General features: G+C 65.2%; 10 protein-coding genes and 1 tRNA gene. 9 read left to right on the forward strand and 2 right to left on the reverse strand.

Annotation, left to right across the window (positions count from 1 at the left end):
• The first annotated feature begins 73 nt into the window (after positions 1 to 73).
• The 8 genes from ACYKG1_RS08010 to ACYKG1_RS08045 all read left to right on the forward strand — a co-directional run bounded on the left by ACYKG1_RS08010 (position 74) and on the right by ACYKG1_RS08045 (position 8,260).
• Entirely contained in the window at positions 74 to 568 is a 495-nt protein-coding gene (locus ACYKG1_RS08010) for a CinA family protein (RefSeq protein ID WP_005409020.1), read from the forward strand.
• 34 nt (positions 569 to 602) lie between these two features.
• On the forward strand, positions 603 to 2,285 hold the full coding sequence (gene ubiB / locus ACYKG1_RS08015) for a 2-polyprenylphenol 6-hydroxylase (protein ID WP_478472721.1): 1,683 nt from the start codon (positions 603 to 605) through the stop codon (positions 2,283 to 2,285).
• A 212-nt stretch (positions 2,286 to 2,497) separates the two neighbouring features.
• Entirely contained in the window at positions 2,498 to 3,133 is a 636-nt protein-coding gene (gene lexA, locus ACYKG1_RS08020; protein WP_005412936.1) for a transcriptional repressor LexA, read from the forward strand.
• 204 nt (positions 3,134 to 3,337) lie between these two features.
• Positions 3,338 to 4,375, forward strand: coding sequence for a recombinase RecA (recA, locus tag ACYKG1_RS08025; protein WP_100471920.1), 1,038 nt, complete (start codon positions 3,338 to 3,340; stop codon positions 4,373 to 4,375).
• 110 nt (positions 4,376 to 4,485) lie between these two features.
• Positions 4,486 to 4,977 (forward strand): recombination regulator RecX, encoded by a 492-nt coding sequence (recX, locus tag ACYKG1_RS08030; protein ID WP_100471921.1) that lies wholly within the window; start codon positions 4,486 to 4,488, stop codon positions 4,975 to 4,977.
• 112 nt (positions 4,978 to 5,089) lie between these two features.
• Entirely contained in the window at positions 5,090 to 7,738 is a 2,649-nt protein-coding gene (alaS, locus tag ACYKG1_RS08035) for an alanine--tRNA ligase (protein WP_478472322.1), read from the forward strand.
• A 147-nt stretch (positions 7,739 to 7,885) separates the two neighbouring features.
• Positions 7,886 to 8,089, forward strand: a complete 204-nt coding sequence (gene csrA / locus ACYKG1_RS08040) for a carbon storage regulator CsrA (RefSeq protein WP_004152909.1) — start codon at positions 7,886 to 7,888, stop codon at positions 8,087 to 8,089.
• Positions 8,090 to 8,167: 78 nt separating this feature from the next.
• Positions 8,168 to 8,260: transfer RNA gene (locus tag ACYKG1_RS08045), tRNA-Ser, on the forward strand.
• A 119-nt stretch (positions 8,261 to 8,379) separates the two neighbouring features.
• On the opposite strand, the gene ACYKG1_RS08050 is transcribed toward ACYKG1_RS08045, so the two are convergent.
• The gene (locus ACYKG1_RS08050; protein WP_478472324.1) at positions 8,380 to 10,710 is read right to left on the reverse strand and encodes a TonB-dependent receptor; all 2,331 of its coding nucleotides are present in this window, start codon (positions 10,708 to 10,710) and stop codon (positions 8,380 to 8,382) included.
• Between the two features lie 141 nt (positions 10,711 to 10,851).
• On the opposite strand from ACYKG1_RS08050, the gene ACYKG1_RS08055 reads away from it, so the two are divergent.
• The gene (locus ACYKG1_RS08055) at positions 10,852 to 11,094 is read left to right on the forward strand and encodes a hypothetical protein (RefSeq protein WP_478472325.1); all 243 of its coding nucleotides are present in this window, start codon (positions 10,852 to 10,854) and stop codon (positions 11,092 to 11,094) included.
• Between the two features lie 17 nt (positions 11,095 to 11,111).
• Here the strand turns inward: ACYKG1_RS08055 and ACYKG1_RS08060 are convergent, their stop codons facing one another.
• On the reverse strand, positions 11,112 to 12,206 hold the full coding sequence (locus ACYKG1_RS08060) for a YdcF family protein (protein ID WP_478472327.1): 1,095 nt from the start codon (positions 12,204 to 12,206) through the stop codon (positions 11,112 to 11,114).
• Between the last annotated feature and the right edge of the window lie 2 nt (positions 12,207 to 12,208).

The raw sequence follows: 12,208 nt of genomic DNA on the forward strand, positions 1-12,208 counted from the left end.
ATCGCGGCGGCCCGCGACATCAACCTGTCATCTGCGGTACAACGTGCAGGTTCTTCACCCCACCGTCATGCCGATGTCCATCCCCACCGACGCCGATCTCAACGCCCAGTCCGCCGCGCTCGGGCAGCGCCTGCAACAGGCCTCGCTGCAGCTGGTCACGGCCGAAAGCTGCAGTGGCGGCTGGATCGCCAAGTGCATGACCGATATCGCCGGTTCCTCGGCGTTCTTCGACTGCGGCATGGTGGTCTACAGCTACGAGGCGAAGCAGCGCCTGCTCGGTGTGCGCGCGCAGACCCTGGAGCAGTTCGGTGCGGTCAGCCGCGAAACCGTGCTGGAGATGGTGTCTGGCGCACTGGTCAATTCCGGTGCCGGCATCGCCGTGGCGGTGACCGGTATCGCCGGCCCCGGCGGTGGCAGTCCGGACAAGCCGGTCGGCAGTGTCTGGATCGGTTGGAAGCGCCGTGGCGGCTACGCCCGTGCCGAACTCTTCCAGTTCGACGGCGACCGCGAAGCCATCCGCCGGCAAACCGTGGCGGCGGCATTGCGCGGTATCGACGCCCAGCTGTGACATGCTGCTCCGGTAATCGTCCGGAGCACGCATGATGTGGGAAACGCTGGGCACGGTCCGTGACCTGGGCCGACTGCAGGAAATCGCCGTCGTCCTGATCCGCTATGGCTTCGGCGACGTGGTGCGGCGCATCGGCCTGGCCACCACGCTGGAGCGGGCAGGGCGCCTGCTGCACTGGAACGAAGAGCGGCAGGAGCTGCTGCGGATGACCGCGCCGGTGCGCGTGCGCAGCGCGATGCAGGATCTCGGCCCGACCTTCGTCAAGCTGGGCCAGGTGCTGGCGACGCGCGTTGACCTGCTGCCGCCGGAATGGATCGCCGAACTGTCCGAACTGCAGAACGCGGTGCCGGCGCTGCCGTATGCCGACATCCGCGAGCAGCTGGAGGCCGACCTGGGCGCATCGCCTGCAGAGGTGTTCGCCTTCCTCGATGAAACCCCGATGGCCGCCGCCTCGCTGGCGCAGGCCCATCGTGCGCGCCTGCATGACGGCCGCGAGGTGGTGCTGAAGGTGCGGCGGCCCGGCATCCGCGATGTGGTCGAGGCCGACCTGCGGCTGCTGGCGCGGCTGGCCGAGATCGTCGAGGCGCGCCTGCCGGACCTGCGCCGCTATCGCCCGGCCGAGGTCGTGCAGCAGTTCACCGTATCGCTGCGCCGTGAGCTGGATTTCGCCGCCGAATGCCGCAATGCCGAGCGCATCGCGCGCAACTTCAAGGGCCGCGACGACATTTTGATTCCCGGCGTGCACTGGCAGTGGACCTGCGAAAGCCTGAACGTGCAGGACTTCGTCGACGGCATTCCCGGGCGCAACCTGGCCGGCGTCGACGCGGCGGGCCTGGACCGGCGCGAGCTGGCACGGCGTGGTGCCGACATCGTGCTGAAGATGGTGCTGGAGGACGGCAGCTTCCACGCCGATCCGCACCCCGGCAACATCATCTACCTGCGTGACGGCCGCATTGGTGTGATCGATTTCGGCATGGTCGGTGCCTTGTCGGAAGTGCGCCGCTTCCAGGTCGCACAACTGCTGCATGGCCTGGTCGAGCAGGACCCGCAGGGCGTGGCGGACGTGCTGCTGGACTGGGCCGGTGGCGTGGAAGTGGACGAGAACCGGCTGCAGCACGACATCAGCCAGTTCGTCGATCAGTACCGCGGCGTGCCGCTGAAGGACCTGCGGATCGGCCTGATGCTGGGTGACATCACCCAGCTGCTGCGCAGCTACAGCCTGACCCTGCCGGCCGACCTGGCATTGATGATCAAGGCGTTCCTGACCCTGGAAGGGATGGGTCGGCAGCTGGACCCTGATTTCGACATGGCCAGTGCTGCGCGCCCGTTCCTGGAGCGGGTGGTTCTGCAGCGTTATGCGCCCAAGGCGCTGCTCAAGCGTGGACGGCGCAGCCTGCTGGGCCTGGTCGACTTCGCCGGTGAGCTGCCCCGCGACCTGCGCAAGCTGGTCCAGGCGGCGCGCCGAGGACGCCTGCAGTTGAAGGTGGAAACCAGTGCATTGGAGGGCTTCGGCGAGCAGGTCAACCGCGCCGCGAACCGGCTGGTGGTGGGCATCGTCACCGCCGCATTGATCATCGGCTCGTCGATCGTGATGCACAGTGTTGGTGGCGTCTCGAGCCGTTGGCTGCTGGCGCTGGGCGTGTGCGGCTTCATCGGCGCCGGCGTCTGCGGCGTGTGGATCCTGGTTTCGATATGGAGAAGCGGCAAGCACACATGAGTGTGTTTACCGCATCTGTTCCCAACGGGGAACCGCGGAATCGCTGCGCGATTGCTAGAGCCGACCGTTGGTCGGCTGCTTTTGCTCTCGCCTTTGTCTCTGCCGGCCGGGCCAAGCCGGCGACGATTGCCTCGCGTGGCTGGGCACGACGGATGTTGCCGTGTCGCCCCCGGCACTTGCAGTCCTGTTAGTTAGTAGTAATACTACTAACCATGGACCTGACCGACACCCAGCAGGCGATCCTGCAGTTGATCGCCGAGCGTATCGAGAGCGAAGGCGCCCCGCCGTCGCAGACTGAAATCGCACGTGCGTTTGGCTTCAAGGGCGTGCGCGCAGCCCAGTATCACCTGGAAGCCCTGGAGCAGGCCGGTGCGATCCGTCGCATCCCAGGCCAGGCTCGCGGCATCCGCCTGGTGCAGGCGCCGCCGGTCGAAAAGCTGGCCGAGCCGGGCCTGCCCGACAGCGTCCTGCGCCTGCCGGTGCTGGGCCGGGTCGCGGCCGGCCTGCCGATCGGCGCCGACATCGGCTCGGACGATTTCGTAGTGCTGGACCGGGTGTTCTTCTCCCCAGCGCCGGATTACCTGCTGAAGGTGCAGGGCGATTCGATGATCGACGAGGGCATCTTCGACGGTGACCTGATCGGCGTGCACCGCACCCGAGACGCCCATTCCGGACAGATCGTGGTGGCCCGCATCGATGACGAGATCACCGTGAAGCTGCTGAAGATCGCCAAGGACCGCATCCGCCTGCTGCCGCGCAACCCCGACTACAAGCCGATCGAGGTGCTGCCGGATCAGGACTTCGCGATCGAAGGCCTCTATTGCGGCCTGCTGCGGCCCAACCGTTGACCTGCTCCATAGCGCATTACCCCGCGGTCTTTTGTGGCGATTCTCTGGTTCCACTGAGGTTGGTACGGATGTCCGATAATTCTTTTCAGAGCGCCGGGCAGAATCTCAGCCTGTGCGATACGTCCGACTTAAAGTGAACCCATGGCAAAGAAGACCCCCAAAGACAGCACCCCCAACGACACGACCTCTGCAAGGACCAATCCGATGGACGAGAACAAGAAGCGCGCCCTCGCTGCAGCTCTGGGCCAGATCGAAAAGCAGTTCGGCAAGGGCTCGGTGATGCGCATGGGCGACCGCGTGGTCGAGCCCGTCGAAGCCATTCCGACCGGTTCGCTGATGCTCGACATCGCGCTGGGCATTGGCGGTCTGCCGAAGGGCCGTGTCGTTGAAATCTACGGGCCGGAATCCTCGGGCAAGACCACGCTGACCCTGCAGGCCATCGCCGAATGCCAGAAGATGGGCGGCACCGCGGCCTTCATCGACGCCGAGCACGCGCTGGACCCGATCTACGCCGCCAAGCTGGGCGTGAACGTGGACGACCTGCTGCTGTCGCAGCCGGATACCGGTGAGCAGGCGTTGGAAATCGCCGACATGCTGGTCCGTTCCGGTTCGGTCGACATCCTGGTGGTCGACTCGGTTGCCGCGCTGACCCCGAAGGCCGAAATCGAGGGCGAGATGGGTGATCAGCTGCCGGGCCTGCAGGCTCGCCTGATGAGCCAGGCGCTACGCAAGCTGACCGGCAACATCAAGCGCTCCAACACCCTCGTGGTCTTCATCAACCAGCTGCGCATGAAGATCGGTGTGATGATGCCGGGCCAGAGCCCGGAAACCACCACCGGGGGCAACGCGCTGAAGTTCTACGCCTCGGTCCGCCTGGACATCCGTCGTATCGGCGCGATCAAGAAGGGCGACGAGATCATTGGCAACCAGACCAAGATCAAGGTCGTCAAGAACAAGCTGGCGCCTCCGTTCAAGCAGGTCATTACTGAAATCCTGTACGGCGAAGGCATCAGCCGCGAAGGCGAGCTGATCGACATGGGTGTGGACGCCAAGCTGGTCGAGAAGGCCGGTGCCTGGTACAGCTACGGCGAAGAACGCATCGGCCAGGGCAAGGACAATGCCCGAGGCTATCTGCGCGACAACCCGACGGTCGCAGCCAAGCTCGAAGCCGAGCTGCGAGAGAAGTTCCAGCCGACCGAAGCCAGCCGTGAGGAAGGCGACGACGAAGGCGACGACGAGTAAGGCTTGCTGTGGGGCAGGGCGGCGCCGTCAGTGACGTCGCCCTGTCCCGCAGGTTCGAATCGCCCAGGGATGGGCAGGGCGCCATGGATGGCGCCACCCTTGGAGTACCGATGTCCGACGCTGACGACATTCCCACCGGCCGCAAGCGCCGGCCGCGTGAGCAGACGCCCGTGCAACGGGCACTGGGCCTGCTGGTCCGCCGCGAGCACTCGCGCAAGGAACTCGCCCGTAAGCTGACCGCCCGTGGGATCGAAGACGAAGCCGCGCAGGCCGCTGTCGACAAGCTGACCGAAGCCGGCTGGCAGGACGACACCCGATTTGCCGAGAACCTGGTCCGGATGCGCGCCAACACCGGCTATGGCCCGATCCATGTCCGTGCCGAGCTGGGTACCCATGGCCTGGACAGCGCCGCGATTGCGGCAGCGATGGACAGCTACGAAGGCGACTGGCAGGAAAATGCCCGTGATCTGGTTCGCCGCCGCTTCGGCGAGGCCGGCCCGCAGGACCTGACGCAGCGGCGCAAGGCCGCCGATCTGCTGGCCCGGCGGGGCTTTGACGGTGACAGTATCCGCCGTGCGACCCGCTACGACCCGGATGACTGAGACTGGCGGCGCCGGGCCTGATACCCTTTAGGTTTTCGGCGGTCCCTCGTGGACCCTGGCCAACGCGGCCGGTGGTCCCCGGGTCCGTCGGCCCGCAGACTGCCAGCCCCCAATGAACGCATCCGCCAAATTCACGACTTCCCAGATCCGCAGCGACTTCCTTGAATTCTTCAAGGGCAAAGGCCACACCATCGTGCCGTCGGCGCCGCTGGTGCCGGGCAATGATCCGACCCTGCTGTTCACCAACTCCGGCATGGTGCAGTTCAAGGACGTGTTCCTTGGTGCGGAGAAGCGCAGCTATGTGCGCGCGGCCGACGTGCAGCGCTGCCTGCGCGCGGGCGGCAAGCACAACGACCTTGACCAGGTCGGCTACACCGCACGCCACCACACCTTCTTCGAAATGCTGGGCAACTGGTCGTTCGGCGATTACTTCAAGAAGGACGCGATCGCCTGGGCCTGGGAGCTGCTGACCCAGGTCTGGAAACTGCCGGCCGAGCGCCTGCTGGTGACCGTCTACCAGACCGACGACGAAGCCTACGCGCTGTGGCGCGACATGGTCGGCGTGCCGGAAGAGCGTATCGTGCGCATCGGCGACAACAAGGGCGCACCGTTCGCCTCGGACAACTTCTGGCAGATGGCCGACACCGGCCCGTGCGGCCCGTGCACCGAGATCTTCTATGATCACGGCGACCATATCGCTGGTGGCCCCCCGGGCTCCCCGGATGAAGACGGCGACCGCTTCATCGAAATCTGGAACCTGGTGTTCATGCAGTTCGATCGACAGCCCGACGGCACCCTGGTGCCGCTGCCGGCACCCTGCGTGGATACCGGCATGGGCCTGGAGCGCCTGGCGGCGATCCTGCAGCACGTGCATACCAACTACGAGATCGACCTGTTCCAGGCACTGATCCGCAAGGCTTCCGAGCTGACCGGTACTGCTGACCTGGAAAACAAATCGCTGCGCGTGATTGCCGATCACATCCGTGCCTGCTCGTTCCTGATCGTCGATGGCGTGCTGCCGTCCAATGAAGGCCGCGGCTACGTGCTGCGCCGTATCATCCGCCGTGCCCTGCGCCATGGCTGGATGCTGGGCGTGCGCCAGCCGTTCTTCAGCAAGCTGGTGCCGACGCTGGTCGAGCAGATGGGTGAGGCCTATCCGGAACTTCCGGCGGCGGTGGACACCGTCACCCGTGCGCTGCAGGCCGAGGAAGAGCGCTTCGCTGAAACCCTCGATGCGGGCATGAAGATCTTCGAGGACGTGGCCGGCAAGGCCAACGATGGCGTGATTCCAGGCGTTGACGCCTTCCGCCTCTACGACACCTATGGCTTCCCACTCGACCTGACCCAGGACATCGCCCGCGAGCGCGAGCTGACGGTCGACATCGCCGGCTTCGATGCCGCGATGGAACAGCAGCGCGAGACCGCACGCGCCGCGGGCAAGTTCGGCGGCGGCGTGACCCTGCCGGCCGAGCTGGTGGCCACCCTCAGCCCGACCGTGTTCCTGGGCTATGACCGCCTGCAGGCCGACGGACTGAGCGTGCTGGCCCTGCTCAAAGGCGGTCGTCCGGTGCAGTCGGCCGATGCGGGTGATGCGGTCATCGTCATCACCAACCAGACTCCGTTCTACGCCGAATCCGGTGGCCAGGTCGGCGACACCGGCGTTCTGATCGGCAACGGCGTGCGCCTGGCGGTGGAAGACACCCAGAAGTTCGCCGGCCAGTTCCATGGCCACGTCGGCACCCTGTCCGAAGGCGGCCTGAAGGTCGGCGACGTGCTGTCCGGCCAGGTTGATGGCGAGCGCCGTGGCGCCACCATCCTCAACCATTCGGCAACCCACCTGCTGCACGCCGCGCTGCGCGAAGTGCTGGGCACCCATGTGCAGCAGAAGGGTTCGCTGGTCGCTCCGGACCGCCTGCGCTTCGACTTCTCGCACTTCCAGCCGATCAGCGCCGAAGAGCTGGCCGTGATCGAACGCAAGGTCAACCAGCAGGTGCGCGCCAACAATGCCGCCGAAGTGCACACCATGGGCATGCAGGAAGCGCTGGACTTCGGCGCGATGGCCCTGTTCGGCGAGAAGTACGGCGAGCATGTGCGCGTGCTGAAGATGGGTGACTACTCCACCGAGCTGTGCGGTGGCACCCACGTCAGCCGTACCGGCGATATCGGCCTGTTCAAGATCACCTCCGAGGGCGGTGTTTCCGCCGGCGTGCGCCGCATTGAGGCCGTCACCGGCCAGGGCGCCCTGGACTACGTGGACGCCGAAGAGGCCCGCCTGGCCGAAGCCGCCGACCTGCTCGGCGGCAGCGCTGCCGACGTGGTCGAGAAGATCCGTGCGCTCGGCCAGCGGCAGAAGCAGCTGGAGCGCGAACTGGAGGCCGTGAAGGCCAAGGTCGCCGCCGGTGCCACGGCCGACCTGTCCGGCCAGGCCGTCGAGGTCGCCGGTGTGAAGGTGCTGGCCGCGCGCCTGGAGGGCTTCGACGCCAAGGCCCTGCGTGATGCCATGGACCGCCTGAAGCAGCAGCTGGGCGACGCGGTGATCGTGTTGGCCGGCGCCCAGGACGGCAAGGCCGCCTTGGTCGCCGGTGTGAACGGCAGCGCAATGGGCAAGGTCAAGGCCGGGGAACTGTTGTCCCATATTGCCGGTCAGATCGGGGGCAAGGGCGGCGGACGCCCGGACCTCGCCCAGGGTGGTGGCGAGGACGGGCCCGCCCTTGCTACTGCGCTGGCTGCAGTCGTCGAATGGGTCAGCCCCCGCCTGTGATGAACCCTGCCGTCCCCCTCCTTGTAGGAGCGGGACGGCTGACGGTACCATTGCGAATCTTTTCCCTTTGTCGTGGTAGCGCTTCTTGACGGAGCGTCAAGCCGGTGGGGGATACCCTTCCACACGGTTCCATGGAGACTTACAAAAATGTTGATCCTGACTCGCCGCGTCGGCGAAACCCTGATGATCGGTGACTCGGTGAGCGTCACCGTGCTTGGCGTCAAGGGTAACCAGGTGCGTATCGGCATCACTGCGCCGAAGGACGTCGCTGTGCATCGCGAAGAGATCTACCAGCGCATCCAGCGTGGTGATGAAGCCGGTGGCACCGGTAGCGAAAATTCTGCCGAATAACGCTTTACCTTCGCACCCGATTAACGTTATGATTCACGCCCCGCTGAGGTGCAACGCACCAGGCGCGGAGAAAACCCCGGAGTGATGCCCGAGTGGCCGAAGGGGCTCCCCTGCTAAGGGAGTATAGGGTCAAAAGCTCTATCGAGGGTTCGAATCCCTCTCACTCCGCCAGATACAAAGAAGCGCCTGCAGATCCTCGATCTGCAGGCGTTTTTCTTTGCGCTTCTGCAGGATCCCGGCGTGCCATCCAGCGATCATTGATCGCTGGATGGCGGCCGAATCGGCCCTGCTCAGAGCTTCACCGTCACCCCTACCTGGAAGCCCCGCCCCGGCAGCGGCGCGATGTACTTCAGCGGCGAGTTGTGCGGGCGTGCTTCTTCATTGAGCAGATTGCTGCCGTTGACGAACACCTCCATGCCGGCGATGTAGCTGTTGCGTACCGGTAGCTCACGGCTGACCTGCAGGTCGACCAGGTTGAACGCATCCAGCGGTACTTCCTCGCTGACGTTGCGGCCGAGGTACTTCTGCGTGTCGTAGTAGGTGCTCGACACCTGCGCCTTCCAGCCTTCGCGCTGCCACCGCAGGTTGGCGCCATAGCGGTTGGTCGGCATGTTCGGCAGGTACTCGCCATCGTTGTGGGCGCGCAACGAATCGGGGTGGTCGGCCTTGTTCTTCACCAGGTCGGCGAAGGCGGAGACGTTCAACGTGCCGTAGCGGCCAAGGTCCAATACCTGCGACGCGTCGATCTCGAAGCCCTTCACCGTGGTGTCGGTCTGCTTCCAGTACTTCAGCGGCAGGCGATTGGCGGTCTGCAGTCCGGAGTAGCCGAGGTAGAGGTAGTTCTCGTACCGCATCTGGTACGCGGTGGCGGACAGCTCGAAACCGCCGAGGTGGAACAGTCCGGTCAGTTCCAGGTTCTTCGCGCGCTCCGGCTCCAGGTTCTGGTTGCCTTCTTGCTGGGTCATCACCGAATAGTGCGCATTGCTGGCATACAGCTCGTTGATTTCCGGTGCGCGCTGCGAGGACGAGTAGCGCACCTTGGCGGCGAACAATGGACCGAGCTCGACATACGATCCCAGGCTGTAGCTGTTGAGCCGGTAGTTGCGGTCCTGCAGTTTTGTGTTGGCGGCATTGCGCGCGGTCTTGAAGCGGCTGGGTTGCAGATCATGGTCAACGCGCTCGTGGCGCACGCCAGCGTCGAAACTGGCCCAGCCGAAGTCCAGCGTTTCCTTCAGGAACACCGCGTTGCTGCGGGTGTCGACGTCAGGCAGGTAGCGCAGCGAGCCGCTGCCGGTGACATCGCGCGACTGATGGCTGAAGCCGAGCACGCCGCTGAGCGGGCCGACGCGCTGGTGGCTGAGCAGCAGCTCGGCCTGGGTGCTCTCGAAATCGTAGTCGTTGGCCCGGGTGGCACCCAGCCGTTCGCCCGAGGTGTTGTCGAGCTTGGAGACACGCAGTTCGGCGCGCTCGAACAGCGGCAGCGGATCGCGCAACAGGGCTTCCAGTGCGTAGCGTTCCTGCTTGATCACCACGCCCACCGGCAATGCGTTGGCGTAGTTGGAACCGAACGACAGGTTCTGCATCGAGAACCCCGGCACGCCGTACTCGCTGTCCTTGGCATCGATGCTGACACCGACGTAACCGCGGTCGAAGAACAGGGTCGACCCGAACGCCACCTGCGAATTGCGCGCGTAACTGTTGCCCAACCGGTGGTGATAGTCGGGTGTGACATCGTTGTTGATCTGCTTCTGTACGTATGACGGCGTGCCGGCAACATAGGCCGGGTTGACCGGATTGATGTAGGTGCGGCGCTGCCAGACCGAGGTGGGATTGTTGGTGTAGAACGAGAAATCGCCGTCGGCCCAGTCCGGGTTTTCGGTCATGAACTGGTCGATGTACGGCTGCGAGGCCTTGTTGTAGAGCTGCTGGACGCGTGCTTCCTTCTGGCAGCTGTCGGCCAGCGCCGAATTGACGCCACCGCCGACCGGGAACAGATCGCTGTTGCAGACACTGGCCTTGCTGTTGCCGGGAATGTCGTAGTGCGAGATGCGCTGGCGCGAGACCTGCAGGTTGGTGGATAGATTGCGCTGGTTGTTGAAGTTCATGCGGAAGCCCTGCGCGTCGGCGGCGTTGAAGCCCTTGCGCAGGACCAGTTCCATCGACTGGTCCTTGTCTTCCATGCTGCGCGAGATCAGGCCCGAATCGATCTCCACGCTGCCACCGATCGCATTGCCGCCATAGCGCACGGTGTCGGAGGACTTGTTGACGGTGACGCTGCGTACGAACAGCGGATCGAACGGAATGTTGATGTCACCGCTGATCGCGTTCATGCCCAGGATGGACTGGCCGTCCTGCAGGATCTGCACGCGGTTGCCGCTGAGGCTGCGGATGATCGGAGCGCCCGCGTTTGGCCCGAAGGCGCTGCTCTGCACGCCGGAGACGTGTTCGAGCAGGCTGCCGAGGGTGCGGTTCTGCGCCTGCGGATTGTCGATGGTGACCCGGTTGTCGATGCGGGAAGGCTGGGTGGCCTGGACCTGCAGGGTGGGGAGGGTGGGTTCGTCCGCAGCCTGGGCGGTGTGGACGGCGAGCAGAATGGCTGCAGCAAGGAGATGGCGACGCATGACTCGATTCGTGACGTTGATGTAAAATGTTATAACGTAACGATTCGAGTCGACAAGGGTGGATTGGGCCTTGCCGAAGAGCCGGATATGGAAGAGCCGGATATGAAAGCGGCTCTCATACGGGATTCTTCACGAGCGCACATGCACAGCCCCGCCCTTGCCGACCTCGACGGCCTGGGTAGCGGCAGCGGCTTCCCGCTGTTGGCGAGCTATCTGGACTGCACGGGCCGGATGGCGCTCTATCCGCTCAGTTCCAACGTGTCGGCGGCGGTCAACATCAACAACCTGTTTGACCGCCACTACTGCTCGCAGATCGGCTTCTACAACCAGGGCTGGTACGGCGCGCCGCGAAACGTGATGTTCACGCTGAAGGTCGGCTATTGAGGCGGCAGTGGCGAGGTTCAGGGATCCAGTGGATCCATCGGGTCGATGCGAAGTGATTCGGGCGCTGGCACGAAAGTGATCGCGTACGGTGAGATGCGTGGACCGACCTTGCCGGGAACGTAGCCCAGCTCACGACGGTTGCGGTCACCGAATCCGCTGCTGGCGACCGAATCGATATGCGACGGACTGCTGACGACCAGCGCCGGTTGCTGCGGCGGTGCCTGCAGCGCGGCCAGCAACCGGGCCGCGTTGCGCAGGTTGGTGGTGGTGTGGCGCGCATACGGCTCGATGATGATCGCGTCTGCGGGAACGCCGAAGCGTGCGATCAGCGCTTCGCGCATCTGCACCGCTTCGACGCTACGGGTGCCGCGTGGATGCACGGCGCCACCGGAGACGATGATGAATGGCGCATCGCCTGCCGCGTAGCGCTGCGCGGCCGCCTTCAGGCGCAGCTTGCTGCCAGCGCTGAGCGGGGTGGTCAGTTCGTCCGGGCCCTGCCCAAGCACGATGATCGATGTGTACGGATGCGCGTACCAATCGAGCTGCCGCGCGCGCGCGAATGGCGCGGCGTTCATTCCTGCGTTGATGGGCTCGAAGCGGATCGCATCGAGGCGGTCATTGGCATCGAGCAGGCCCACCGCCACCGCGATGCTGCGATCGAATGCGGTGTAGGCCGCGCTGGCGTCGACCTCGCTCATCTGCATGGCAATGGCTACATCGGTCGCCAGGCGCGTGCTGCCTGCCGTGCCGATCGGGCCGTCGATGGCGTCGTAGCGGGGCCGCTGTCCATGGCCGTAAACGGAGAGGACGTTGTTGAGGCCCGCCAGCTCCCGCGCGATCGCCTCGGCACGCGCCGGAACCGTGGCGGCCAGCATATCGGCCTGCGCCGGTGTCCAACGTGCCGCGTCGAGTGTGCAGGCCGCGGTCCGGCAGCCGGTCATGTGCTGCGCGCGTTCGAGCATCAGGGCGCGCGCAGGCGCGGGCAGTGCGCCGTGCTTCAGCTGTACAAGGGTCGGGAACAAGCGTCCGGCCAGTGCAGCGCTGTCGCGGTCGTCGGCGGCTGCCGCAATCGGCAGCATGGCAGTCGCCAGCAGGGCGAGCGACAAGCTCAATC

The organism is Stenotrophomonas sp. 85239_Sma (assembly GCF_056481725.1).